This is a genomic window from Luteimonas terricola (assembly GCF_004352845.1).
Lineage (GTDB): Bacteria > Pseudomonadota > Gammaproteobacteria > Xanthomonadales > Xanthomonadaceae > Luteimonas > Luteimonas terricola.
Genome location: NZ_SJRX01000006.1, coordinates 63405 through 88100, shown reverse-complemented (window position 1 = coordinate 88100; position 24696 = coordinate 63405). Strand labels below are relative to the sequence as shown.

The 24696-nt window shown below is 71.0% G+C and carries 29 protein-coding genes; 17 read left to right on the top strand and 12 right to left on the bottom strand.

The genetic code is table 11. The features are described 5' to 3' along the window. Window positions 1-3: 3 nt before the first annotated feature. The 9 genes from E2169_RS10240 (at window position 4) to mgtE (ending at window position 8128) form a co-directional block, all read left to right on the top strand. Entirely contained in the window at window positions 4-1434 is a 1431-nt protein-coding gene (locus E2169_RS10240; RefSeq protein WP_132986512.1) for an RNA polymerase factor sigma-54, read from the top strand. Window positions 1435-1541: 107 nt separating this feature from the next. After that, window positions 1542-1871, top strand: a complete 330-nt coding sequence (gene hpf, locus E2169_RS10235) for a ribosome hibernation-promoting factor, HPF/YfiA family (RefSeq protein WP_132986511.1) — start codon at window positions 1542-1544, stop codon at window positions 1869-1871. Between the two features lie 25 nt (window positions 1872-1896). Beyond that, complete coding sequence (locus E2169_RS10230; RefSeq protein ID WP_132986510.1) at window positions 1897-2373, top strand: PTS sugar transporter subunit IIA; 477 nt, start codon at window positions 1897-1899, stop codon at window positions 2371-2373. Beyond that, a complete protein-coding gene (hprK, locus tag E2169_RS10225; protein WP_132986509.1) occupies window positions 2370-3329 on the top strand; it encodes an HPr(Ser) kinase/phosphatase in 960 nt (319 codons plus the stop codon). The genes E2169_RS10230 and hprK overlap by 4 nt, the downstream gene beginning before the upstream one ends. Continuing rightward, complete coding sequence (gene rapZ / locus E2169_RS10220; protein ID WP_132986508.1) at window positions 3326-4195, top strand: RNase adapter RapZ; 870 nt, start codon at window positions 3326-3328, stop codon at window positions 4193-4195. The genes hprK and rapZ overlap by 4 nt, the downstream gene beginning before the upstream one ends. Before the next feature lie 67 nt (window positions 4196-4262). Beyond that, window positions 4263-4655 carry a PTS sugar transporter subunit IIA gene (locus E2169_RS10215; protein WP_132986507.1) on the top strand — a complete coding sequence of 131 codons (393 nt, stop codon included), beginning with the start codon at window positions 4263-4265 and terminating at the stop codon, window positions 4653-4655. Between the two features lie 12 nt (window positions 4656-4667). Continuing rightward, window positions 4668-4937, top strand: a complete 270-nt coding sequence (locus E2169_RS10210) for an HPr family phosphocarrier protein (RefSeq protein ID WP_132986506.1) — start codon at window positions 4668-4670, stop codon at window positions 4935-4937. Beyond that, complete coding sequence (gene ptsP, locus E2169_RS10205; RefSeq protein WP_132986505.1) at window positions 4937-6664, top strand: phosphoenolpyruvate--protein phosphotransferase; 1728 nt, start codon at window positions 4937-4939, stop codon at window positions 6662-6664. The genes E2169_RS10210 and ptsP overlap by 1 nt, the downstream gene beginning before the upstream one ends. 102 nt (window positions 6665-6766) lie before the next feature. Next, a complete protein-coding gene (gene mgtE / locus E2169_RS10200) occupies window positions 6767-8128 on the top strand; it encodes a magnesium transporter (protein ID WP_132986504.1) in 1362 nt (453 codons plus the stop codon). Window positions 8129-8154: 26 nt separating this feature from the next. Here the strand turns inward: mgtE and E2169_RS10195 are convergent, their stop codons facing one another. The 3 genes from E2169_RS10195 to E2169_RS10185 are packed head-to-tail and all read right to left on the bottom strand — an operon-like array spanning window position 8155 to window position 10147. Next, window positions 8155-9096 carry an aspartate carbamoyltransferase catalytic subunit gene (locus E2169_RS10195; protein ID WP_132986503.1) on the bottom strand — a complete coding sequence of 314 codons (942 nt, stop codon included), beginning with the start codon at window positions 9094-9096 and terminating at the stop codon, window positions 8155-8157. Next, the gene (gene ruvX / locus E2169_RS10190) at window positions 9093-9581 is read right to left on the bottom strand and encodes a Holliday junction resolvase RuvX (protein ID WP_132986502.1); all 489 of its coding nucleotides are present in this window, start codon (window positions 9579-9581) and stop codon (window positions 9093-9095) included. Before ruvX ends, E2169_RS10195 begins: the two co-directional genes overlap by 4 nt. Then, window positions 9581-10147, bottom strand: coding sequence for a YqgE/AlgH family protein (locus E2169_RS10185; RefSeq protein ID WP_132986501.1), 567 nt, complete (start codon window positions 10145-10147; stop codon window positions 9581-9583). The genes ruvX and E2169_RS10185 overlap by 1 nt, the downstream gene beginning before the upstream one ends. Window positions 10148-10228: 81 nt before the next feature. Between E2169_RS10185 and E2169_RS10180 the strand changes: the two genes are divergently transcribed. Then, complete coding sequence (locus E2169_RS10180) at window positions 10229-12109, top strand: DUF4153 domain-containing protein (RefSeq protein WP_132986500.1); 1881 nt, start codon at window positions 10229-10231, stop codon at window positions 12107-12109. A gap of 21 nt (window positions 12110-12130) precedes the next feature. On the opposite strand, the gene E2169_RS10175 is transcribed toward E2169_RS10180, so the two are convergent. The 4 genes from E2169_RS10175 to E2169_RS10160 all read right to left on the bottom strand — a co-directional run bounded on the left by E2169_RS10175 (window position 12131) and on the right by E2169_RS10160 (window position 15875). Beyond that, entirely contained in the window at window positions 12131-12592 is a 462-nt protein-coding gene (locus E2169_RS10175) for an FKBP-type peptidyl-prolyl cis-trans isomerase (RefSeq protein WP_165942397.1), read from the bottom strand. 356 nt (window positions 12593-12948) lie between these two features. Then, window positions 12949-13575, bottom strand: a complete 627-nt coding sequence (locus E2169_RS10170; RefSeq protein ID WP_132986498.1) for a superoxide dismutase — start codon at window positions 13573-13575, stop codon at window positions 12949-12951. 119 nt (window positions 13576-13694) lie between these two features. Then, window positions 13695-14825: a PilT/PilU family type 4a pilus ATPase gene (locus tag E2169_RS10165; RefSeq protein WP_132986497.1), complete on the bottom strand. Its 1131-nt coding sequence runs from the start codon at window positions 14823-14825 to the stop codon at window positions 13695-13697. A gap of 12 nt (window positions 14826-14837) precedes the next feature. Beyond that, on the bottom strand, window positions 14838-15875 hold the full coding sequence (locus E2169_RS10160; RefSeq protein ID WP_132986496.1) for a type IV pilus twitching motility protein PilT: 1038 nt from the start codon (window positions 15873-15875) through the stop codon (window positions 14838-14840). A 136-nt stretch (window positions 15876-16011) separates the two neighbouring features. Here E2169_RS10160 and E2169_RS10155 point away from each other — a divergent pair, with 136 nt between their 5' ends. Together E2169_RS10155 and proC are read left to right on the top strand one after the other, a co-directional pair. Then, window positions 16012-16710, top strand: coding sequence for a YggS family pyridoxal phosphate-dependent enzyme (locus E2169_RS10155; RefSeq protein WP_132986495.1), 699 nt, complete (start codon window positions 16012-16014; stop codon window positions 16708-16710). Window positions 16711-16826: 116 nt separating this feature from the next. Next, window positions 16827-17666 carry a pyrroline-5-carboxylate reductase gene (gene proC, locus E2169_RS10150; protein WP_132986494.1) on the top strand — a complete coding sequence of 280 codons (840 nt, stop codon included), beginning with the start codon at window positions 16827-16829 and terminating at the stop codon, window positions 17664-17666. 9 nt (window positions 17667-17675) lie between these two features. Here proC and E2169_RS10145 read toward each other — a convergent pair whose 3' ends face one another. Genes E2169_RS10145 through pdxH form a run of 3 tightly spaced genes read right to left on the bottom strand, consistent with a single transcriptional unit; the run spans window position 17676 to window position 19554 of the window. Next, a complete protein-coding gene (locus E2169_RS10145; RefSeq protein WP_207918384.1) occupies window positions 17676-18071 on the bottom strand; it encodes a DoxX family protein in 396 nt (131 codons plus the stop codon). Window positions 18072-18124: 53 nt separating this feature from the next. Further along, the gene (locus E2169_RS10140) at window positions 18125-18940 is read right to left on the bottom strand and encodes a cobalamin-binding protein (RefSeq protein WP_132986654.1); all 816 of its coding nucleotides are present in this window, start codon (window positions 18938-18940) and stop codon (window positions 18125-18127) included. A gap of 17 nt (window positions 18941-18957) precedes the next feature. Further along, window positions 18958-19554 carry a pyridoxamine 5'-phosphate oxidase gene (pdxH, locus tag E2169_RS10135; protein ID WP_132986493.1) on the bottom strand — a complete coding sequence of 199 codons (597 nt, stop codon included), beginning with the start codon at window positions 19552-19554 and terminating at the stop codon, window positions 18958-18960. A 75-nt stretch (window positions 19555-19629) separates the two neighbouring features. On the opposite strand from pdxH, the gene E2169_RS10130 reads away from it, so the two are divergent. Continuing rightward, window positions 19630-20463: a kinase gene (locus E2169_RS10130; RefSeq protein WP_132986653.1), complete on the top strand. Its 834-nt coding sequence runs from the start codon at window positions 19630-19632 to the stop codon at window positions 20461-20463. Here the strand turns inward: E2169_RS10130 and E2169_RS10125 are convergent. Further along, window positions 20450-20653: a dodecin family protein gene (locus E2169_RS10125; RefSeq protein WP_132986492.1), complete on the bottom strand. Its 204-nt coding sequence runs from the start codon at window positions 20651-20653 to the stop codon at window positions 20450-20452. The genes E2169_RS10130 and E2169_RS10125 overlap by 14 nt on opposite strands. A gap of 134 nt (window positions 20654-20787) precedes the next feature. Here E2169_RS10125 and E2169_RS10120 point away from each other — a divergent pair, with 134 nt between their 5' ends. The 4 genes from E2169_RS10120 to hemE are packed head-to-tail and all read left to right on the top strand — an operon-like array spanning window position 20788 to window position 23835. Then, entirely contained in the window at window positions 20788-21348 is a 561-nt protein-coding gene (locus E2169_RS10120; protein WP_132986652.1) for a shikimate kinase, read from the top strand. Next, entirely contained in the window at window positions 21345-22436 is a 1092-nt protein-coding gene (gene aroB, locus E2169_RS10115; protein ID WP_132986491.1) for a 3-dehydroquinate synthase, read from the top strand. The genes E2169_RS10120 and aroB overlap by 4 nt, the downstream gene beginning before the upstream one ends. 30 nt (window positions 22437-22466) lie before the next feature. Further along, on the top strand, window positions 22467-22724 hold the full coding sequence (locus E2169_RS10110; protein WP_132986490.1) for a WGR domain-containing protein: 258 nt from the start codon (window positions 22467-22469) through the stop codon (window positions 22722-22724). Window positions 22725-22761: 37 nt separating this feature from the next. Beyond that, window positions 22762-23835, top strand: coding sequence for a uroporphyrinogen decarboxylase (hemE, locus tag E2169_RS10105; RefSeq protein WP_132986489.1), 1074 nt, complete (start codon window positions 22762-22764; stop codon window positions 23833-23835). A 21-nt stretch (window positions 23836-23856) separates the two neighbouring features. Here hemE and E2169_RS10100 read toward each other — a convergent pair whose 3' ends face one another. Further along, window positions 23857-24684, bottom strand: a complete 828-nt coding sequence (locus E2169_RS10100; protein WP_132986488.1) for a hypothetical protein — start codon at window positions 24682-24684, stop codon at window positions 23857-23859. Window positions 24685-24696 lie beyond the last annotated feature (12 nt).

The window sequence follows — 24696 nt, the reverse complement described above, 5'->3', positions numbered from 1 at the left end:
GCCGTGAAACCTCGCCTGCAGACATCGCTGGGACAGCACCTGGTACTGACGCCGCAACTGCGCCAGGCCCTGCACCTGCTGCAGCTGTCGATGCCGGAACTCGAGCTCGAGATCACCGAGGCGGTCGAGAGCAACCCGCTGCTGGAATGGGAGGAACCGTCCGCCCTTTCGGCCTCGGACGGAGAATCCGGGCCTGATGGCGACGACCCCCGCGGCGAGCGCGATGACGACGCCGGCCACGACGCCTGGGACGACGATCGGGACGTTGCCTGGGGCGAGAGCCAAGGCGGCAGTGGCGGTGGCGGCGACGACCAGGACGGCGACGCCTCCGAGCGCATCGCCCAGTCCGAAACCCTGCGCGACCACCTCACCTGGCAGCTCAACCTCAGCCACCTGTCGCCGCGCGAACTCGCCATCGGCGAGGCGCTGGTCGACGCCATCGACGACGACGGCTACCTGCGCGAACCGCTGTCGGCGATCGCCGAGGCGCTGGCCCCCGAACTGCGCTGCAGCGAGGGCGAGATCGCCGCGGCGCTGCGAACGGTGCAGCGCCTGGACCCGACCGGTGTGGGCGCGCGCGACCTCGGCGAATGCCTGCTGCTCCAGCTCGACGCGCTGCCGGACGACACCCCCGGGCGCGACCTCGCCCGGCGCGCGGTGGCGACGCTGATCGAGCGCCTGGCCAGGCTCGGCATCGAGGGCGTCGCCGATGCCCTGGGCTGCAGCGGGGAAGAAGCGAATACTGCGCTGCAGCTGATCAAAAGCCTCGAGCCGCGCCCCGGCGCCGGCATTGGCGGCATGCCGCACGACACCTACGTGGTGCCCGACTGCAGCATTTCCCGCCAGAACGGGGTCTGGCGGGTCACGCTTGCCGGCAGCCGCCATTCCCGGCTCACCATCCACCGCGGCTATGAACAGATGCTGCAGCACACCTCGGGCGCCGACGCCGGCTACCTGCGCGGCCGCCTGCAGGAAGCGCGCTGGCTGCTGAAGAACCTCGAGGCGCGCGGCGAGACCCTGCTCAAGGTGGTCCGCTGCCTGGTGCGCGAGCAGTCGGGTTTCCTCGAGTTCGGCGCCCAGGCGCTGCGCCCGCTGACCCTGCGCGAGGTCGCCGCACAGATCGGCATGCACGAATCCACCGTCTCGCGCGCGGTGTCGCGCAAGTACGTGCACACGCCGCGCGGCACCATCCCCCTGCGCGCCTTCTTCGCCTCGGGCATCGACACCGGCGGCGGCGGCGAGGCCTCGAGCATCGCCATCCAGGACATGATCCGCCGCCTGGTCGAAGCCGAAGACCCGCGCAAGCCGCTGTCCGACGCGCGCCTGGCGGACAGGCTCAAGGACAGTGGCATCCCGGTGGCCAGGCGCACCGTGGCCAAGTACCGCGAAGCCCTGAACATCCCTTCTTCGCACGAGCGCGTGCGCATGGCCTGAACGCCCGGTGGACGCTTCCCGCCCCCGGGGGGCTGGGTTAACCTGTCCGTGACAACCACCGCGCCGCCATGCGCGATGCTGTGGTCCCACGGAGAAAGGAGGTTGCGATGCTCATCGAGACCCACGGCCAGCAGATGGACGTCACCCCTGCGCTGCGCGACTACGTCGAGAACAAGCTCGGCCGCCTGTCGCGGCTCTACGATCCGCCGCTGCAGCTCCGCACCCAGCTCAGCATCGACAAGCCCGACCACCGCGCCGAGGCCACGGTCATCGTGGCCGGCAAGTCCCTCCACGCCGACGCCCGCGCGGCCGACATGTACGCCGCCATCGACCTCCTCGCCGACAAGCTCGACCGCATGCTGGTCAAGGAAAAGAAGAAGATGATCGACCAGCACCGTCGCGGCGGGAATCCGGTGCGCGACGGCGAGTTCGGCTGACGCCGGCGCTTCGAAGGCCCCGGGGATGCCCTACACCGACCTGCTTGCCGCCGGCCGCATCGTGCAGATGATGGAACCCGGCAGCCGCGACCAGGTGCTGGACGCGGCCGCCCGCCTGCTGGGCGGCGACTCCCCCGGGCTGACCCCGGCCATCGCCGACGGCCTGCGTCGGCGCGAAGCGGTCGGCAGCACCGGCATCGGCCGCGGCGTGGCGATTCCCCACTGCCGCAGCGATGCCTGCGGCGAACCGCGCGCGGCCTTCCTGCGGCTGGCCAAACCGGTGGACTTCGACGCCCGCGATGGCGAGCCTGTGGATCTGGTCTTCGCGATGGCAGTGCCCGGCGACCACGGGCAGCAGCAGCACCTCGACACCCTGTCGGAGCTGGCCGGCCGCTTCGCCGATGCCGACTTCCGCGAATCGGTGCGCGACGCGCCCGACATCACCGCGCTGCGCAACCTGCTGCTGCAGCACGGGGCACCGCAGCGGGTACGACGGGCATGAAGGCGGCGGTCACCGCGCAGGACCTGTTCGACCAGCTCAAGGATCGCCTGGACCTGCGCTGGCTGGCCGGCCAGGGCGGCGCCTCGCGGCAGCTGGAATCGATCGATGCCGTATCGCGACGGCCGTCGCTGGCCGGCTACCTCAACATCATCTATCCCAACAAGGTGCAGATCTTCGGCGGCGAGGAGCTTGCCTGGCTCGACAGCCTGGAGCCCCGGCAGCGCTGGGAAACGCTGGAGAAGATCCTCCAGTTCGGACCGCTGGCGCTGGTGGTCAACAAGGGCCAGCCCTGCCCCGAGGACCTCATCGAGATGGCCGAGGAGTCGGGCATCGCGCTCTGGGCGTCGCAACGTCGGGGCCACGAGCTCTACAACGTCCTGCAGTACCACCTCGCCGGCGCGCTGGCGCCGCGGGTCACGCTGCACGGCGTCTTCATGGAGATCTATTCCATCGGCGTGCTGATCACCGGCGAGTCCGGCACCGGCAAGAGCGAGCTCGCGCTGGAGCTGGTCACCCGCGGCCACCGCCTGGTCGCCGACGACGCGCCGGAGTTCGCGCAGATCGCGCCGGACGTGCTCGACGGCACCTGCCCGGAGCTCCTTCAGGACCTGCTCGAACTGCGCGGCCTGGGCGTGCTCAACATCCGCGAGATGTTCGGCGACACCGCGGTGAAGCGGAACAAGTACCTGCGCCTGGTCGTCCACCTGGCGCGTCCGGACAGCGCCCACGAAGCCCGCGACGCCAGCGGCATGGTCCGGCTCACCGGCGACCTCGGCTCGCGCCGGGTGCTTGACCTGGACGTGCCGATGATCACGCTGCCGGTGATGCCCGGCCGCAATCTCGCGGTCCTGACCGAGGCCGCCACGCGCGTGCACGTGCTGCGCGCCAAGGGCGTGGACCCCGCCGCGGCCTTCCTCGCCCGCCATACGCACTTCCTGGAACGGAGCACGCCATGAACGCCGCCGGAAATTCGCTGATCATCGTCAGCGGCATGTCCGGGAGCGGCAAGACCGTCGCCCTGAACACCTTCGAAGACCTCGACTTCTACTGCGTCGACAACCTCCCCGCGGAGCTGCTGCCGGACTTCGTGCGCAGCGCCACCCATCCCGAACGGGCGTCGCAGAAGCTGGCGGTGGGCATCGACGTGCGCAGCCGCGGCGACCTCGCCAACATCCCGGAGTGGCTGTCCGCGGTGGGTGCGATGGGATTCGACCCGAAGCTGGTGTTCTTCGACACCGCCGACGCCGTGCTGCTCAAGCGCTACGCCGACACCCGCCGCCGGCATCCACTCACCCGCCTGGGCCTGGCGCTGTCCGACGCGATCGCGCTGGAGCGCCAGGTGCTGCGTCCGCTGAGTTCGCTGGCCGACGTCATCATCGACACCAGCGACCTCAACGTGCACCAGCTGCGGCGCCGGGTGCTGACCGATCTCGGGCTCGGGATGGATTCGTCGCTGTCGCTGCTGTTCGAGTCCTTCGCCTACCGCCGCGGGGTGCCGCCGGACGCGGACTTCGTGTTCGACGCGCGGGCGCTGCCCAACCCGCACTGGGACGCCCGCCTGCGGCCGCTGTCGGGCCGGGATGCGCCGGTACGCGAGTATTTCGGGAAGGAGGCCGATGTCGGCGAGTTCCTGCAGCAGGTCACCGCCTTCCTCGACACCTGGCTGCCGCGCATGCATTCATCCACGCGCAGCTACGTCACCGTGGCCTTCGGCTGCACCGGTGGCCGGCACCGTTCGGTCTACCTCGCCGAAGCCGCCGCGGCCCATGCCCGCACGCAGGGCTGGAGCGAGGTCGCCACCCACCACCGCGAACTCGACTGAGCACGGCGGCGGGGACCGGCGCAGCCGGAGCTACCTGAGGGTCGTGCCGCTCTGCTAATTTGTACCGATGGCCGTCGGCATTCTTCTCGTCACCCACATTGGCATCGGCACCGCGCTGGCGGCGGTGGCGGGCCGGCTGCTGGGTTCGCTGCCGCTGGCGGTGGAGGTCTTCGAGGTCTCCTTCGACGCCGATCCCGACGCGGTGCTGCCGGCGGCAAGCGCGGCGCTGCGTCGCGCCGACGGTGGCGACGGGGTGCTGCTGCTGACCGACCTCTACGGCGCCACCCCGGCCAATATCGCCTCGCGCCTGGCGCGCCTGGGCACGCCGGTGCGCCGGGTCTCGGCGCTCAGCCTGCCGATGCTGCTGCGGGTGCTCAACTATCCCGAGCTTCCGCTCGACGAACTGCCTGCGGTGGCGGCCGCGGGCGCACGCAACGGGGTGGTGCACGATGACGCTTGAGGCGGGGCTGCCATGATCGAACGCGAACTCACCGTGGCCAACCGGCTCGGCCTGCACGCGCGCGCAACCGCGCGGCTGGTGCAGCTGCTGTCGGGCTATGACGTCAACGCGACCCTCACCGCCAAGGGCCGCGAGGTCAACGCCAAGAGCATCATGGGCGTCATGCTGCTCGCCGCGGGCACCGGCACCGCGGTCACGCTGCGGATCGAGGGCGCCGACGAGGCGGCCGCCGCCGAGGACGTGTGCGCGCTGTTCGAGCGACGATTCGACGAGGACAGCTGATGCGCCAGCTGTTCCCCGGCCAGGGCGCATCGCGGGGCAATGCCCTGGGCCGGGCGCGCGTGCGCCAGCCGCACGCGCTGGAGGTCGCGGAAGAACGCATCGCGCGATCCGCCGTGCCCGCGGAGATCGTACGCCTGCACGAGGCCATCGGCATGGTGCGCACGGAGCTGCGCGACCTGCGCTCGCGCCTGCACGGCGCGCTGGCCAACGAGGTCGGCGAGTTCCTCGACCTGCACGCCCTGCTGCTTGACGATCCCGAGCTGCTGCAGGGCCTCGATGGCCTGATCACCAGGGAGCGCTACGGCGCCGACTACGCGCTGCGGATGCAGCGCAACCGGCTGGCGGCCGTGTTCGAAAGCATGGACGACCCCTACTTCCGCAGCCGCGTCGAGGACATCGACCATGTCATCGGCCGTATCCACGCCGCGCTGCATCGCCACGATGCGCAGGTCACCGGCCTCGCCGGCGAGATCATCGTCACCGACGCGCTGGCGCCGTCGGAGGTCGCGCGGCTGCACGCGCGCGGCGTGCTCGGCGTCGTGACCGCCGGCGGCAGCATGCTTTCGCACAGCGCGATCCTCGCGCGCAGCCTGCACCTTCCGCTGGTGGTGGGGGCCGCGCAGGCGCTGGCGCAGGTGAACGACGGCGACGTGCTGATGATCGACGGCACCACGGGGCTGGTGATCGTGGACCCCGCCGCCGACGACCTGCGCGCGCACCGCGAGCGCGTGCGCGAAGGCAAGCGCGAGCGGCGCCAGCTGCACCGCCTGCGCCGCGAACCCTCGCGCACGCTCGACGGGGTCGACATCCGCCTGTATGCCAACGCCGAGACCCGCGAGGACGTGGCCGAGGCCCATGCCCTGGGCGCCGCCGGCGTCGGCCTGTACCGCACCGAGTTCCTGTTCCTGCAGCGCGACGAGTTGCCCTCGGAGGAGGAGCAGTTCGTCGCCTACCGCGACCTCGTGCTGGGCCTGACCGGGCGCATCGCCACCATCCGCACCCTGGACGTCGGCGCCGACAAGGCCGACGGCAGCGGACTCGCGCTTCCAGACGAGCCCAACCCCGCGCTGGGCGTGCGCGGCGTGCGCCTGGCCCTGCGCCAGCGCGGGGTGTTCAACACCCAGCTGCGCGCGATCCTGCGCGCATCGGGCTACGGACCGCTGCGGATCCTGCTGCCGATGGTCGCGCGGCGCGAGGACCTGGTGGCCACCCGCCGGCTGCTGCGCCAGGCCGCCGCCAAGCTGCGCCGCGAAGGCCACGCGGTCGCTGACGGGATCGCACTGGGCGCGATGATCGAAGTCCCGGCCGCGGCCATCGCCCTGCCGGCGCTGATCGACCTGGTCGACTTCATTTCCATCGGCACCAACGACCTGGTGCAGTACCTGCTTGCCGCCGACCGCGGGAACGACGCCCTGCAGGAGCTGCACAGTCCGCTGCACCCGGCGGTCATGCAACTGCTGCACCAGGTGCTGACAACCGCCCAGGCCCACGGCCGGCCGGCGGCGGTCTGCGGCGAGATGGCGGGCGATCCCTTGTTCACGCCGCTGCTGCTCGCGCTTGGACTTGAGGAATTCAGCGTGCATCCCGGCACCCTGCTCGAGGTGCGCCGCGAACTTCGCGCGCACGATCTTTCGGCGCTGCGCCGGCGCGCGCCGGCGCTGCTGCGCGCGCGCGACCGGGCCGGCATCGAGCGCTGGCTGGCGAGCGTCCCGTCGACCGTGGCCTGAGCGCGGGCTGTGCAGCAGTGGCGGCGCGGGCGATAATGCGCGCATGAACGCCTGATCCCTGTCGCGCCTCCCGTCGCGCGACGCGCTCCTCGGAAGCATTCCATGGCCGAAGCCGTCCGCCACGACAAGACCGCGCGCCAGCTGCGCCTGCTGTCCGATGCCCTGGACAGCGGCCGCCTCGGGCCCGTGCGCCGGCTGGTCAACACCCTGGCCCCGGCCGAGATCGGCAACCTGCTCGAATCGCTGCCGCCCGACCGCCGCATGGTGGTCTGGGGCCTGGTCGATCCAGACGACGACGGCGAGGTGCTGGTCCACGTCGGCGACGAGGTGCGCGAGAGCCTGCTCGCGGACATGGATACCGACGAGATCGTCGCCGCGGTCGAAGACCTCGACATCGACGACCTCGCCGACCTCGTCGAGGACCTGCCGGGCACGGTGATCGACGAAGTCCTGAAGTCGATGGACCGCGAGAACCGCGAGCGCCTGGAACAGGCCCTGTCCTACGCCGAAGACACCGCCGGCCGCCTGATGAACCCCGACGTGGTGACGGTGCGCGCCGACACCACCGTCGACGTGGTGCTGCGCTTCCTGCGCCTGCGCGGGGAGCTGCCCGAACACACCGACCACCTGTACGTGGTCAACCGCCGCCACCAGCTGCTGGGCTGGGTGGCGCTGCAGAACCTGGTGACCAGCGAGCCGGGCAACCCGATCAACAAGCTGATCGACGACGAACTCACGGCCATCCACGTCGGCGAGTCGGCCGAGTCGGTGGCGCGGCAGTTCTCGGACCACGACTGGGTGTCCGCACCCGTGGTCGACGAGGGCAACGTGCTGCTTGGCCGCATCACCATCGACGACGTGGTCGACATCATCCGCGAGCAGGCCGAGCACCAGGCGCTGGGCGCCGCCGGCCTGGACGAGGACGAAGACCTGTTCTCGCCGGTGCGGCGCGCGGTGCGCGGCCGCATCGTGTGGCTGGGCGTGAACCTGGCCACCGCGTTCATGGCGGCGGGGGTGATCGGGCGCTTCGAAGCCACGATCGAACAGATCGTGGCGCTGGCGGTGCTGATGCCGATCGTCGCCGGCATCGGCGGCAATGCCGGCATGCAGGTGCTGACGCTGATGGTGCGCGGCCTCGCCCTGGGCCAGGTGGGCGCGAGCAACGCCAGCGTGCTGCTGTGGAAGGAGCTGCGGGTGGCGCTGATCAACGGGCTGCTGATCGGCGGCTTCGTCGGGCTGGTCGCCTTCGCCTGGTTCCATGACTGGCTGCTGGGCGTGGTGATCACCTCCGCGCTGGTGATCAACTTTGCATCTGCGGCGCTGGCCGGGGTACTGGTGCCGCTGGCGATGAAGCGGGCGAACGTGGATCCAGCGGTGGCGGGCGGCGTGGTGGTCACGGCGGTCACCGACGTTGTCGGATTCTTCAGTTTCCTCGGGCTGGCGACGGTGGTGTTGTTGCGCTGAGTGCGGCCTCCACCCGGGCTTACGGGTCAGGCCAGCAGGGTTTCGAGAACGGCCATGCGGACGACGACGCCGTTGGCGACCTGGCGCAGCACCAGCGACTGCGGCCCATCGGCCACCTCGTCGCTGATCTCCACGCCGCGGTTCATCGGCCCCGGATGCAGCACCACGGCGTCCGGCGCGGCACGCCGCAGGCGCACAGCGGTCAGGCCGTAGTCGCGGTGGTAGTCCTCCAGCGACGACACCAGGCCTTCGACCATGCGCTCGCGCTGCAGGCGCAGCATGAACACCGCGTCCACGCCATCGAGCGCGGCGTCGAGGTCGCTGCCGACGATGCAGCCGTCGAGCGTGGCGTCGTCGGGCAGCAGGCCGGTCGGGCCGCAGGCGCGGACCTCGCCGATGCCCAGCGTGCGCAACGCGTGCAGCTCCGAACGCGCCACCCGCGAGTGGCGGATGTCGCCAACGATGGCGACCTTCAGCCGCGAAAAATCCGCACCCTTGGCCTGCCGCAGCGTCAACACATCGAGCAGGCCCTGCGTGGGATGCGCGCTGCGGCCGTCGCCGGCGTTCACCACCGCAGTGTCATGCGCCGCACAGGCGGCGAGCATGGCCGCGGCGCCATCTTCGCGATGGCGCACCACGAAGCCGCGCACGCCCATGGCCTCGATGTTGCGCAGGGTGTCGAGCGCGGTCTCGCCCTTGCTGGTGGACGAGGTCGAGGCGTCGAAGCCGAGCACGTCCGCGCCCAGCCGCTGCGCGGCGCGCTGGAACGACAGCCGCGTGCGCGTGGAGGGTTCGAAGAACAGGGTGCACACCGCGGTGCCGGCAAGCGCCATGCGCGGGTCGGCGGCGCCGTGGCCATCGAGGAACGCCTGGGCGCGGTCCAGCAGCGCCACCAGCGCAGCGCGCGGCAGGCCTTCCAGGGTGAGCAGGTGGCGCAGGCGCCCGTCTTCGCTGGATTGCAGGTTCATGCAGGGGCATCGGTTGGTGGCAGGTCGGGTTCGACCGGGACGGCGTCGCCGGGCGCGGCCAGCCAGCGCTCGACGATGATCGCGGCGGCGACCGCGTCGAGCGCCGCGGCATCGCGCCGGCGACGGCGGCCCTCGGCGCGATCGACGGCGAAGCGCTGCGCGGCCTCGATCGAACTCGAGCGCTCGTCGACCATCACCACCGGCAAGCGATAGCGGCGCGCGAGCTCGAGCGCGAAGGCGCGCGCACGCTTGCGGATCGGCTGGTCGCCGCCGTCGAGCGTCATCGGGTCGCCGACCACGCAGCCGTCGGGGCGCCACTCCTTCTGCAAACGGTCGACCGCGGACCAGTCGACCTGGTCGGCGTGCACGTCGACCACCGCCAGCGCGCGCGCACCGTGGCCGAAGGTGCTGCCGATGGCCACGCCGATGCGGCGCGCGCCGACGTCGAAGCCAAGCACCGTGCCGTCGGCGCGGATGGCGGCCATCAGGCGTGTCCGGCGTAGCCGGGCATGTGGGCCAGGTCGACGCCGATGCTGCCGGCGGCGGCCTGCCAACGGGCGTCCAGCGGCAGCGCGTACAGTATCTCGTCGTCGGACGGCACGGTCAGCCAGCTGTTCTCGCCCAGTTCCGCGTCGAGCTGGCCGGCGCTCCAACCCGCGCAGCCCAGGGCGACCACGGCCCTGCCAGGCCCGTCTCCACGGGCCATGGCCTCGAGCACGTCGCGCGACGTGGTCACGCGCAGGCCGTCGGCGACGGTGAGGCTGGAATCCCAGCCGCGCTCACCGTCGTGGATCACGAAGCCGCGTTCGGGATGCACCGGGCCGCCGGCAAGCACCGGCGTCGCGCACAGCACGTCGTTCTCGCAGGCGATGCCCATCTGCGAAAAGATCTCGCCCAGCGTGTAGTCGGAGCGCCGGTTGACCACCACGCCCATTGCGCCACCGGCATCGTGCTGGCACAGCAGCGACACCGTGCGCGCGAAATGGGGATCGGCCAGCGACGGCAGCGCGACCAGCAGCTGGTTGGCAAGCGGTGTGGACTGCGGGGACATGGCGCCATTCTATCCAGTGCCGGTGCATCGCGCCCGGCCGCGGCTACCATGGGCGGCATCGCCACCGCCGTGGGACCCGCCATGTCCACAGACGCACCGCTCCCGCGCAACGAACGCGCCTTCATCGTGCTGCTGGCCGTGCTCCAGGGCGGGCTGATGTACCTCGCGCAGAAAGGCCACGACGCCGGCTGGTGGCCGTTCGCCGGGCTCGGGGGGCGGGTCTGCTGGTACACCCTGGTGCTCACCGTGCCGACGATGATGGCGCTGAGCGTGGTGCGGCTGCGCGACGCCCGTTTCTGGCAGCACGCGGTGGGTGCCTTCGTGGTCTTCGGCGCGCTCGCGGCCTGGGGTGCCTGGAACGCCACCGGCGGTCCGGGCATCCGCGCCGACCACGTGCTCGGGCCCTTCGGCGCCTCGATCGCCATCGGCCTGTTCGTCGCCCTGCCCTGGCTGCAGTGCCGGCTGGCCAAGGGCCACTGGCGCGCGCCCTATCCCTGCCTGTTCGGGCACGCCTGGCAGAACGCGCTGACGCTGGCGCTGGCGCTGCTGTTCACCGGCATCTGCTGGCTGGTGCTGGTGCTGTGGGGCGCGCTGTTCGCGCTGGTGGATATCACCTTCTTCCGCGAGCTGTTCCGCGAGGAGGCCTTCATCTACCTGGCCACCGGCGCCATGGCCGGCCTGGGCGTGCTCATCGGCCGCACCCAGCACCGCGCGGTGCAGGTGGCGCGCCAGATCCTGTTCGCGATCTTCACCGGCCTGCTGCCGCTGCTGGCCTTCATCGCGGTGCTGTTCGTGGTGAGCCTGCCGTTCACCGGACTCGCGCCGCTGTGGGAGATGCGTTCGGCGGCAAGCACCCTCATCGCCGTCGTCGCGCTGCTGGTGGCGTTCACGAACTCGGTGCTGCAGGACGGCGAGGGCGAGCGGCCCTACCCGGCCTGGCTGCGGCGGCTCGTCGATGCCGGCCTGGTGGTCCTGCCCCTGTACGCACTGCTGGCGCTGTACGCGCTGTGGCTGCGCATCCACCAGCACGGCTGGACGACGGACCGGGTCTGGGCGGTGCTGCTGGCCGTGATCGTGGCCGGCTACGCCTTCGGCTATGCATGGGCGGTACTGCGCGGGCGCGACAACTGGCTGGCTGCGATCAGGCCGGTGAACCGGGTGATGTCGCTGGCGGTGGTGACGCTGGCGCTGCTTGCCAACACGCCGCTGCTCGACCCGCACCGGATCGCGGTCGGCAGCCAGCTGCAGCGCCTGGCCGACGGTCGCACCGCGGCGGACGACTTCGACCTCGCCTGGCTCCGCCACGACAGCGGCCGCCGCGGCTACGAGGCCACGCTTTCGCTGCGCGACCATCCATCCTGGGCCGGCGACGCCGAGCGGCTTGCGGAGCTCGAGCGCGTCATCGCCCGCCCGAGCCGTTGGGGCACGGCTCGGGAGGCCGAAGCCGAAAGCCCGACGCGCGACTCGTCGCAGCTGCGCGCCCAGGTCCGGCTGGCCGAAGGGGCCGTCGCGCCCGACGACTCTTGGTGGGATGCGCTGGCCGCGGGACGCTTCGGAAAGCAGGACTGCAGCGGCGCGACCGACGAATGCATCCTGCTCACGCCCGACCTCGACGGCGACGGCGCCGCAGACCCCCTGCTGTGCACGCTGGGCACCGATCCCGGCGCGCGCTGCGCGCTGTTTGCACGCGACGCCCGGGGCGCGTGGAGCGCCGCGGCCAGCCTTCACATGTGGCCCGGCCGGACGCCCGAACAGGCCTGGCGCCGCAAGCTGCGCGGCGACCTGCTCGGCGGGCGCGTGCAGGCGGCGCCACAGCGCTGGCCGGACCTTCGGATCGGAGACGACAGGCCGCGCGAGTTCAGTACGTTCGAAGGGGCACGCACGCACGCGGCCGAGGCCGCGCATGCGGCGGTCGAGGCGGCCACCGCGGCCGAGGCTCCTGCAGAGCCCGTCGAACCCTGAGGCGGCGGTGCGGTTCCGGCCTCAGCCGAGGCCGAACTGCACTTCTTCAGGCGTGGGCACGCGTACCGAGAGCACTTCGAGGTCGGCGCGGACGCGGCGCCCGGCCAGCGGATGGTTGCCGTCGACGGTGAGGGTGTCGGCGCCGATCGCGGTCACCACCACGTCCAGCGGCCCCTTTGCGGTGGTCGTTTCCAGCTTGTCGCCCAGCTTGGGCTCCGAGGGCGCGCGCCACATGCTGCGCGGCAGGGTCTGCACCAGCGCTTCGTGGCGCGGACCGAAGCCGTCCTCCGGCGCCACCACCACTTCGAAGCGGTCGCCCGCGCGGCGTCCTTCCAGCGCCTGCTCCAAGCCGCGCGCGATGCCCCCGCTGCCGTGCATGTAGGTCAGCGGCGCGTGGCCGCGGGTGCTGGTGATCGGCGCGCCGCTGTCGGCGTCGGTGAGCGTGAAGTGCACGGTGGCGATGCGGCGGTCTGCGATATCCATCGTCGGCGCGGTCCTGAAAGGGTGTCGCCGCATCGTCGCCAGCACGGCGTCGCCGCGCAACCCCGGGCGCGCCACGGTGTGATGGGCAACTCTTGTGATTCTTCTCGCATTGGAGAAAGAGCGCGGCGCTGATACGGGGCGTCGGGTGCCAAGGCCCTTGAGGACTCATGTCCCCCGGCGATGGCCTTGCGTCCATCGCCTCCTCCTTGACTTCGTCCTCAAGGGCCTTGGCACCCGCCAGCGCGGAGCCCCGTAGTGGCCGGGACCCCCCAGGCCACACAGAAAACCCCGCATTGCTGCGGGGTCTTTCAGATCGGAGCCAGCTTCTCCCCACTGCAGGGGAAGGCGCGCGTGACTCAGCCGGCGATGGCTTCCTGGTAGCGGCGCTCGACTTCGTTCCAGTCGACCACGTTGTAGAACGCGGCGATGTAGTCCGGGCGGCGGTTCTGGTACTTCAGGTAGTAGGCGTGTTCCCACACGTCCAGGCCCAGGATCGGGGTGTTGCCCGAGCCGACGCCCTTCATGAGCGGGTTGTCCTGGTTGGCGCTGCTTTCGACCAGGAGCTTGCCGGAGCTGTCGGTCGACAGCCACGCCCAGCCGCTGCCGAAGCGCGTCAGCGCGGCCTTGGTGAAGGCTTCCTTGAACGCGTCGAAGCCGCCGAGGTCGCTGTCGATGTGCTTGGCCACTTCGCCCACCGGGTTGCCGCCGCCCTTGGGCGACATCACCGTCCAGAACAGCGAGTGGTTGGCATGGCCACCGGCGTTGTTGCGCAGCGGGCCGCGCTTGTCCTCGGGCAGCTTGTCGAGCTTGGCGATGATCTCCTCGGCGCTCTTGTCGGCCCACTCCGTGCCCTCGAGCGCGGCGTTGGCGTTGTTGATGTAGGTCTGGTGGTGCTTGGTGTGGTGGATTTCCATCGTCTGCGCGTCGATGTGCGGCTCGAGCGCGTCATACGCATAGGAAAGCTTGGGCAGGGTAAAAGCCATGGGGATCTCCAGAAGGTGGATGGATCGGCCAGCCATTGTCGCCGCTGCAAGGTAAAAAGTGCGCAAAGGAAAGGGCGCCACGCGGGCGCCCTTGCCGGAAAGCCGCGGAACACTGCGTCTCAGGTCGCCTCGGCAACCTCGACGCCGTCCAGGCCCTGCGCCAGCGTGCGCGCGTCGCCGCCCTGCGCCAGCTTGATGCGCAGGCGCACCTCGTTGGCCGAATCCGCGTAGCGCAGCGCGTCCTCGTAGGAGATCTCGCCTGCCTGGTAGAGCTCGAACAGGCTCTGGTCGAAGGTCTTCATGCCGAGGTTGGTGGACTCCTTCATCACTTCCTTGATCTTGTGGATCTCGCCGTCGCGGATGTAGTCCTGAATCAGCGGCGTGCCCAGCAGGATCTCCATCGCCACGCGACGCCCCTTGCCGTCCGGCGTCGGGATCAGCTGCTGCGCGACCACGCCCTTGAGGTTGAGCGACAGGTCCATCAGCAGCTGGCCGCGGCGGTCCTCGGGGAAGAAGTTGATGATGCGGTCCATCGCCTGGTTGGCGTTGTTGGCGTGCAGCGTGCAGAGCACGAGATGCCCGGTCTCGGCGAAGGCGATCGCGTGGTCCATGCCCTCGCGGGTGCGCACCTCGCCGATCATGATCACGTCCGGCGCCTGGCGCAGCGTGTTCTTCAGTGCGTTCTCCCAGCTGTCGGTGTCGATGCCGACCTCGCGCTGGGTGATGATGCAGCCCTCGTGCTTGTGCACGAACTCGATCGGGTCCTCGATGGTGATGATGTGGCCGGTCGAGTTCTGGTTGCGGTAGCCGATCATCGACGCCAGCGACGTGGATTTACCCGTGCCGGTGGCGCCGACGAAGATGATCATGCCGCGCTTGGTCATCGCCAGCGTCTTGATGATCGGCGGCAGGTTGAGCTCTTCGATCGTCGGGATGCGGGTCTCGATCCGGCGCAGGACCATGCCGACCTGGTTGCGCTGGTAGAAGCAGCTCACGCGGAAGCGGCCGACACCCGAGACGCCGATGGCGAAGTTGCACTCGTGCGTGCGCTCGAACTCCTCGCGCTGCGGCGGCGTCATCACGTTGAGCACCAGGTCGCGCGCCTGCTGTGGCGTCAGCGGGTTCTGGGTGATCGGCGAGATCTTGCCATGGACCTTCATCGACGGCGGCATGCCGGCGGTGATGAACAGGTCCGAGGCCTTCTGATGGGCCATCAGCTTGAGGTAGGAGGTGAAATCGATGGCGCTCATGTGGTGCTCCGGTTACTCGAACAGCCGCTTGTCCTTGGCATAGTCCCGCGCCTGCTGGCGGGTGACCATGGCGCGCTTGACCAGGTCCTGCAGGTGCTGGTCGAGCGTCATCATGCCGTGCTGCTGGCCGGTCTGGATCGACGAATACATCTGCGCGACCTTGTCCTCGCGGATGAGGTTGCGGATGGCGGGGATGCCGACCATGATTTCCCAGGCCGCGGTGCGTCCGCCGCCGACCTTCTTCAGCAGCGCCTGCGAGATCACCGCGCGCAGCGACTCCGACAGCATCGAGCGCACCATCGGCTTCTCGCCGGCGGGGAACACGTCGATGATGCGGTCCACCGTCTTGGCGGCCGAGCTCGTGTGCAGGGTGCCGAACACCAGGTGGCCGGTCTCCGCGGCGGTCAGCGCCAGGCGGATGGTTTCCAGGTCACGCAGCTCGCCGACCAGGATGTAGTCGGGATCCTCGCGCAGCGCCGAGCGCAGCGCCTCGTTGAAGCCGTGGGTGTCGCGGTGCACTTCGCGCTGGTTGATCAGGCACTTCTGCGCGGTGTGCACGAACTCGATCGGGTCCTCGATGGTGAGGATGTGCCCGTACTCGTTCTTGTTGACGTAGTCGACCATCGCCGCGAGCGTGGTGGACTTGCCGGAGCCGGTCGGGCCGGTGACCAGGATCAGGCCCTGCGGCTGGTCGATCAGCTCCTTGAAGATCCGCGGCGTGCCAAGGTCCTCGAGCGTGAGCACCTCGGACGGAATGGTGCGGAACACCGCGCCCGCGCCGCGGTTCTGGTTGAACGCATTGACGCGGAAACGCGCCAGGCCGGCGATCTCGAACGAGAAGTCGACCTCGAGGAACTCCTCGTAGTCGCGTCGCTGCTTGTCCGACATGATGTCGTAGACCAGCGCATGCACCTGCTTGTGGTCGAGCGCCGGGATGTTGATCCGGCGGACGTCGCCGTCGACGCGGATCATGGGCGGCAGCCCCGCGGACAGGTGCAGGTCCGAGGCCTTGTTCTTGACCGAAAATGCCAGAAGTTCGGCGATATCCATGCATGCTCCCCAGCGGCAGTGCACAAGTTGATGGCGGACGCCCGACCATCGTCGCGGCTGGCGCCAGAGTACTCCCCGGGGGCAGTATAGCCCCGTATCCGCGTCACAGAACCAGCGGTACTGGAGGAGCAGGCAGATGCCGACCGGACCCCTCGCGCGCGTCCTTGAATCGATCGAAAACGTCACCGGCACAGCGACGCGGCCAGCCGCGCGCCTGCTCGCCGTGGGCAAGAGCCGCGAGGCTGGCGAGATCGCAAGCCTGGCCGCGGAGTGGGCCGGCCTGCGCCCCGGAGCCACGCTGGCCTTCGGCGAGAACTACGTGCAGGAGGCGTCATCGAAGATCGCCGCGCTCGAGGGCAGCGGCATCGAATGGCACCTCATCGGCCACCTGCAGTCGAACAAGGCCGTCCAGGCCGCGGCGCTGTTCGATTGGGTGCAGTCGGTCGACCGTCCCAAGCTGGTCGCGGCCCTGGCGTCTGCCCGCAATCCGGATCATCCGCCATTGAATGTGCTCATCCAGGTCAACGTCGACGGCGAGGCCGGCAAGCACGGCTGCACGCCCGATGACGTGCCGTCGCTGGCCGCGGCCATCGCCGCCGAGCCGACGCTGGCGCTGCGCGGCCTGATGGCCATCCCTGAACCGCATCCGGACCTGGCCCGCCGCCGCGACGCGTTCGCCGCCATGCGCGCGCTGCATGACGCGCTGCGCGCGGACCATCCCGATGCCGACGTCCTGTCGATGGGGATGAGCGAGGACTACGCGCTTGCGATCGCCGAGGGCGCGACCATGGTCCGCATCGGCACCGCGCTGTTCGGGCCGCGCCAGGCGGCCTGAGCGATCGGGACCGGCGGCGACCGGCAGCCCGGCGGTCGCACCGGCCCCGCCGCGGTCGCGGTGTCCGTCGCACTCGGCGACAATGGCCGGCCACGCCACCGCACGAGGCCCGCGCCATGACCCATTCCGGAACCGCCACTGCGGACAGCATCGCCTTCATCGGCGGCGGCAACATGGCGCGCAGCCTGATCGGCGGCATGGTGTCGCGCGGCGCGGACCCCGCCGGCATCCACGTGGCCGAACCGGTGGACGCGCTGCGCGAAGCGCTGGCCCGCGACTTCGGCATCCAGGTCCACGCCGACGCGGCGGCGGCAGCCGCAGCCGCCGGCACCTGGGTGTTCGCGGTCAAGCCGCAGGTCATGCGCAGCGTCTGCAAGGATCTTGCCGATCGCGCCCGCGCCACCCGACCGCTGGCGGTATCGATCGCCGCGGGCATCACCGCCGGCCAGCTTTCGACCTGGCTCGGTGGCGATGCGGCCGTGGTCCGCGCCATGCCCAACACGCCCTCCCTGCTCGGTGCCGGCATGACCGGCCTGCACGCCAACGCCGGCGTGGATGCGGCCGGGCGCGAGCGCGCGCAGGCACTGCTGGCCGCCGCCGGCGAGACCGTCTGGATCGAGGACGAGGCGCTGATGGACGCGGTCACCGCCGTGTCCGGCAGCGGCCCGGCCTATGTGTTCCTGCTGGCCGAGGCGATGGAGGACGCCGCGCGCGCCCAGGGCCTGCCGGCCGACACCGCGCGCACCCTGGTGCAGCAGACCCTGTTTGGTGCCGCGCGCATGCTCACCGACTCCACGGAAGCGCCGGCCGAACTGCGCCGCCGGGTCACCTCGCCCGGCGGCACCACGCAGGCGGCAATCGAAACCTTCGAGGCCGGCGGCCTGCGCGCGCTGGTCGCCTCGGCGATCGACGCCGCCGCCGTGCGCGGCCGCGAACTGTCGGCCGCCAACGACTGAGGTCGCGCCTCAGCGCTGGTTGATGCCGTACCGGCCGGGGCCGAGCAGCGCGATGGCCACCGCGGTGGCGAGGAACATGCCCTGCAGCTCGAGCGCCCAGCCGCCGCTGGCGTTGAGCTGGCCGAGCTCGCCCAGGTGCGCCAACGCGATCGCGAACAGCATGTTGACCGCGACCAGCGCCGCGCCGATGCGGGCGTGGAAGCCGGCCAGCAGCATCAGCGGCGCCAGCACCTCGCCAATCAGCACGCCGTAGGCAAGGACGCCGGGCAGGCCCTGCGCTTCGACCATGCCCTCGATGCCCGACATGCCGCCGCGCAGCTTTGTGATGCCGTGCAGCAGGATCAGCGCGCCGAGCGCGATGCGCAGCAGCAGCCGGCCGAGGTCGTGCATCGCAGCCTGGTTCATGGCGGTGTCCCGAGTGGATGGAACGCGGATCATGGCAGAGGCCAGCCGGCGCGTCAGCTGCCCCGCGCAGTGCCGTGCTGCCGCCGGGACCAGGCCTGCACGATCTCCGCCAGCGCCCGCACGCCGTCGGTCAGTGCGGCCGGCCCGGGCTGCAGGATCAGCGGCGATTTCACCTCGTGCAGCTCGCCGTCGCGCACCGCGGGGATCGCGTCCCAGCCGGGCCGCGCAGCCACCTTGTCGGGCCGGAACTTCTTGCCGCACCAGGAGCCGACGATGATGTCCGGTGCGCGGCGCACGACTTCGCTTGCGTCGGCGAGGATGCGCTGCTTCGCCAGCGGTTCGGCCGCCAGCTCCGGGAAGATGTCGTCGCCGCCGGCGATGCGCATGAGTTCGGCGACCCAGCGGATGCCCGTGATCGGCGGATCGTCCCACTCCTCGAAGTACATGCGCGGACGCCGCGGCAGCGTCGCCGCCTCCGCCTCGATGGCCTCGAGCCCGCGCGCCAGCCCGTCGGCGTAGGCATCCGCGCGCGCCGGCACGCCCACGAGCGCACCCAGCCTGCGCACGTAGTCGACGATGCCCTCGACGCTGCGATGGTTGCTGATCCAGACCTCCACGCCGCGGCGCACCAGTTCGGCGGCGATGTCGGCCTGGATGTCGGAGAAACCGATCGCGAGGTCCGGCTGGAGCTTCAGGATCTCCTCGATCTTCGCGCTGGTGAAGGCGCTGACCTTGGGCTTTTCGCGCCGGGCCCGTGGCGGCCGCACGGTGAAGCCGCTGATGCCGACGATGCGGTCCTGCTCGCCCAGTGCGTACAGCGTCTCGGTGGGCTCTTCGGTCAGGCAGACGATGCGCCGCGGGCCGCGCATCGGCGCGGGCGCGCCGCTCACGGGTACAGCATCCGCTTGCTGCAGTCGCCGGCGAGGTCGCGCTCGTACAGCCAGCGCTCGTGCCAGCGGTACTCGGCGCCGTACCAGAACTCGATGCGCTCGGGATCCACGCGCAGCCCGGTCCAGCGTGGCGGCCGCGGCACGTCGCGGCCCTCGAACTCGCGCTCGCACTCGGCCAGGCGGCGGTCGAACTCCCCGCGCGACTCCAGCACCTCCGACTGCAGCGAGGCCCAGGCACCGACCTGGCTGCCGCGCGGCCGGCTGGCGAAATAGGCGTCGGCCTCGGCCTCGTCGACGATCGCCACACCGCCCTCGATCCGCACCTGCACGCCCTGCCGGACCCGCGGCCAGTGGAACAGCAGCGCCGCCCGCGGGTTGGACTTGAGCTCACAGCCCTTGCGGCCGTCGAGGTGGGTGTAGAACACGAAGCCGCGGGCATCGTGCGCCTTGAGCAGCACCGTGCGCAGCGAAGGCCGGCCGTCGGGCGTGGCCGTGGCCAGCTGCATCGCGGTGCGGTCGGGCTCGCCGGCGGCCAGGGCTTCGTCGAACAGGGTGTCGAAGGTGTGGAGGGCTTCGGCGTAAAGGTCGGTCATCGGCTTGCAGGCTCCGCGGTCGTGCAGATCGTCGTCATGCGCGGGATGTGCCCACGCCTGCGCTATCGTGCCCGGATGGCGACGCCGATGCACATGTCCGCGGAGGGATTCGACGCCACGCTCGTGTCCACGACGCTGGACGACGCGCTGCGCTCCGGGGCCCGCGTATACGGCATCAGCGGGCTGCAGGGCAGCGGCAAGTCGACGCTCGCGGCACAGCTGGCCACCGAGGCCACGGGCCGCGGCCTGCGCTGCGCCCTGCTGTCCATCGACGATGTCTACCTGCCGCGCGCGGAGCGCCTGCGACTGGCACGCGAAGTGCACCCGCTGCTGGCCACCCGCGGACCGCCGGGCACGCATGATGTCGCGCTTGCGATCGAGGTGCTCGACGCGCTGCGCGAAGGCCGCGATGTCGCCCTGCCCCGCTTCGACAAGCTCGACGACGACCGCCTGCCGCGAACGCAGTGGCCGCGCATGCGCGGAGTGGACCTCGTGCTGTTCGAAGGCTGGTTCCTGGGCACGCCCGCCGAGGATGCGGCCGCGCTCCGGGCGCCGGTCAATACGCTTGAGCGCGAGGAGGACGCGGACGGCCGCTGGCGACGCTGGTGCAACGCCGCGCTGGCCCGCGACTACCCGGACCTCTGGAGGCGCATCGACCGCCTGCTCCTGCTGCAGGCGCCCTCGTTCGAGGTCGTGCCGGAATGGCGCTGGCAGGCCGAACAGGCGCTGCAGGCAACGCGGCCTGGCGCATCCGCCATGAACCGCTCGGCCGTCGACCGGTTCGTGCAGCACTACGAGCGCACCGGCCGCCAGGCCCTGCGCAGCTTGCCGGCCCTTGCCGACCGGATCATTGCCCTGGATGCGAGGCGCCGACCGGTCGACGCGCCCGACGCCCTTATTCGACGATGAAGCTGACCCGGAGGTTCACCCGCCACTCGGTGATGTTGCCGTCGCCGTCGGTGACGACCTTGGTTTCATTGATCCACGCGCCCTTCATGTTCTTGACCGTCTCCGCGCACTTGGCGAGCCCCTTGCGCACGGCGTCCTCGACGCTGGTGGGCGATGAGGCATTGACTTCGATGACCTTGGCGACCGACATGGCGGACTCCTTTCGCTGGGCCGCCGGGGCGGCGACCGGAACCGCCATCTTCTGCGGCGACGCGTTAAGACCGCGCCTTCGCCACGCCGCCGGCTGCTAGCATCCCCATGTCCCGCAGCAAACGCGCCCGCCCGATGAATCCTGCCCGCCATCTCGTGCTCGTCGGCCCCATGGGCGCCGGCAAGACCTCGATCGGGCGCTGCCTGGCGCGGCACTTCGGCCTGGCGTTCGCCGACAGCGACCATGAGATCGAGCGGCGTACCGGCGCCGGAATCCCGACCATTTTCGAATGCGAGGGTGAAGGCGGCTTCCGCACGCGCGAGCGCGACGCACTGGCGGCGGTCCTGGCAGGCCCCGACGCCGTGATCGCCACCGGCGGCGGCGCGGTGCTGGACCCCGGCAACCGCAGCCTGCTGGCCGCCAGCGGCTTCGTGGTGCACCTGCGCGCGGACGTGCCGGCGCAGATCGAACGCCTTGCGCGCGACCGCAGCCGCCCCTTGCTGTCGGGCGGCGACCGCGAGGCCACCCTGCACCGCCTGGCCACGGAACGCGAACCCCTGTACGCGGACATCGCCGACCTCGCCTTCGACACCCGGGCGCTCTCGGCCGCGGACGCCGCACGCCGGCTTGCGGCGCTGCTGGAGTCGCAGTGGCGCCGCGCTGCGTCCCACATCCACCCGGAGCCCGCGGCATGAACGCGCCACAGCGCATCGACGTCGGCGGCAGCGCGCCGTACACCATCACCATCGGCCACGGCCTGCTCGCCGACGGCGCGGCGCTGGCCGCACCGCTGCGCGGCCGCCAGGCCCTGGTGGCCAGCGACAGCCAGGTCGCGCCGCTGTATGCAGGCACCGTATGCGACGCCCTGCGTGCCGCGCGGCCCGACGCACGCGTCGAGACCTGCGTGCTTCCCGCCGGCGAAGCCAGCAAGACGCTGGCCGGCTTCGGCGTGGCCATCGACGCCCTGACCGCGCTCGGCGCGACCCGCGATGCCTGCGTCTACGCCCTGGGCGGCGGGGTCGTCGGCGACCTCGCCGGATTCGCCGCGGCCTGCTGGATGCGCGGCATCGACTGCGTGCAGCTGCCGACCACGCTGCTGGCGATGGTCGATTCCTCGGTCGGCGGCAAGACCGCCGTCGACCTGCCCGCCGGCAAGAACCTGGTCGGTGCCTTCCATCCGCCGCGCGCGGTGTTCGCCGATACCTCGACCCTGCGCAGCCTGCCCGACCGCGAGCTGCGCGCGGGCCTGGCCGAGGTGGTGAAGTACGGCGCGATCGTCGACGACGGCTTCCTCCACTGGCTGGCCGGCCACGCCGGCGCGCTGCTGGAGCGCGAGGACGCCGCGCTGGCCGAAGCCATCGCCCGCAGCTGCGCGCACAAGGCAGCGATTGTCGAGCGCGACCCTTTCGAGCATGGCGAACGCGCCCTGCTCAACTTCGGCCACACCTTCGCCCATGCGATCGAGGTCGAGCAGGCCTACGACGGCCTCAACCACGGCGAGGCGGTGGCGGTGGGCATGGTGCTGGCCGCGCGTCTGTCCGCGCGGCTCGGGCTGGCCGGCGACGGCGACGCGGACGCGCTGTGCCACCTGCTTGAGCGCTTCGGATTGCCGGTCACGCTGCCACGCGGGCTCGACCCGGGTGCCCTGGTCGAACGCATGCGCCTGGACAAGAAGGCGCTGGCCGGCGGCCTGCGCTTCGTGCTCTGGGACGGCCCGGGTCGCGCGCGCGTGGTCGCGGACGTGCCGGAAGAGGCGGTCATGGCAGTCCTGCAGGGGCGCTGAGGGCCGTATCTCGCGTAGAATCGCGGTCCCATGCGCCTGCTCCTGCAACAACGCCCGGACGGCCACGACGCCCCCCGCTTCGTGCAGCTGATGCTGCAGCCGGACCTGCTCGGCGGCTGGACCCTGGTCCGCGAAACCGGGCATATCGGCGGCCGCAGCAGCGTGCGCCGCGAGCAGTTCCTCGACCAGGCCTCGGCGGTCGCCGCGCTCGAGCAGGCGCGCGACCAGCAGATCAAGCGTGGCTTCCAGCTGATGTTCACCCAGGGCGCGGACGGCCGCCGCGCCTGACCCCGCGCCGCGGCGCCCAAGACACAGGACCAGAGCATTGCCCCAGACCCTTCGCAACGACCGTTTCCTCCGCGCCCTGCGCCGCGAGCCCGTGGACTGCACGCCGGTATGGCTCATGCGCCAGGCCGGGCGCTACCTGCCCGAGTACCGCGCCAGCCGTGCGAAGGCCGGCAGCTTCCTGGCGATGGCCAAGAACCCGGAACTTGCCTGCGAGGTCACGCTGCAGCCGCTGGAGCGCTTCGATCTCGACGCCGCGATCCTGTTCTCCGACATCCTCACCATTCCCGATGCCATGGGCCTGGGCCTGTACTTCGTCGATGGCGAGGGCCCGAAGTTCGAGCGCCCGCTGCGTGACGCGGCGTCGATCGCAAAGCTCGGCGTGCCGGACATGGAGACCGAGCTGCGCTACGTGACCGACGCGGTACGCGTGATCCGCCGCGAGCTCGACGGCCGCGTACCGCTGATCGGGTTCTCCGGCAGCCCGTGGACGCTGGCCTGCTACATGGTCGAAGGCGGCGGCAGCAAGGCCTTCTCCATCATCAAGGCGATGGCGCACAACGACCCCAAGGCGCTGCACGCGCTGCTGTCGGTCAACACGGATGCGGTGATCGCCTACCTCGCCGCGCAGCGCGCGGCCGGCGCCCAGGCGCTGCAGGTGTTCGACACCTGGGGCGGGGTGCTGTCGCCGGCGATGTACCGCGAGTTCTCGCTGCCCTACCTGACCCGCATCGCACGCGAGCTGGAGCGTGGCGAAGGCCCCGAACGCACCCCGCTGATCGTGTTCGGCAGGGGCAATGCCGCGTACCTGGAAGACCTGGCCGATTCAGGCGCCGAAGGCGTGGGCGTGGACTGGCTGATCGAACTGGGCGAGGCCGCGCAGCGCACCGGCGGCAAGGTCGCGCTGCAGGGCAACCTCGACCCGACCACGCTGTACGGCTCGCCCGATGCGATCCGCAGCGAAGTGCGGCGCGCGCTCGACAGCTACCGGGACGGCAACGGCGGCTCGCGCGAGGGCCACGTCTTCAACCTCGGCCACGGCATGTCGCCGGACATGGATCCGGAGCACGTGCGCGTGCTGGTCGACGAGGTGCACGCGCACAGCCGGCGCTGAGCGGTCGTACGGGTCGGCCTGTCAGCCCAGGCCGGCCCGTGGCGGCAGCAGCCTGCGACTGCCGTCACCGCGCACGTCGCCGGGCGCGCGGTACTCGAAACGGATTTCGCGGTGGCCTTCGGGCACGTCGGGATTGTGTGGCTCGGCGCCGACGCAGCCCGGGTACAGGCGGCCGTTGCCGCCCTCGGACGTGATCGACAACCGCGACTCCGCGGGCACGGCGGCGCCTGCCGGCGGCGCTTCGACCGGTGCCGGGGACCAGCAGCTCCCTGTGCTGCCGATGTAGGTCCCGCTGACCAGTTCGGCGATGAAGGCCTCCAGCGCGCCGCGGACCGCGCTGCGATCCATTGCGCCAGCCGCAACGCTGTAGCGCCCCTTCACGTAGTACAGGCGGTCGATCAGCAGCGTCACCGCCGAGTGGTAGTCGCCCTCTTCGCGCACCAGGCGCATGTCGGCCGACAGGGCCGGGATCGCCTCCGCCTTGTCGTCGACCCGCCCCACCTGGAAGCGGCGCAGCTCCCCGAGCTCGGCATCGACGTAGCCGCCCGGCCTGCCGACGTTGGATTCGATGTCCTGCAGCGTGGCCAGCGCGGCCTGCTGGAGATGTGAACCGGGCACCACGCCGACGGGATAGAAGTAGACGTCGATCCAGCGATCCAGGCTGTCGCCCGACTGGTAACGCACCGAAGCGCCCAGTTCGACGGCGTCGTACAACTGTTCACCCACTGCCTCCCATTCGCCGAGCTGCAGCGGATAGACGATGCGCGTCTCCTTCAGGAAGCCGCCGAGGAAAGGCCCGGATGCTTCACCAGCGTCCGGTGCAGCCTGTGCCGTGACCGCGAACGCCATCAGTCCCAGTCC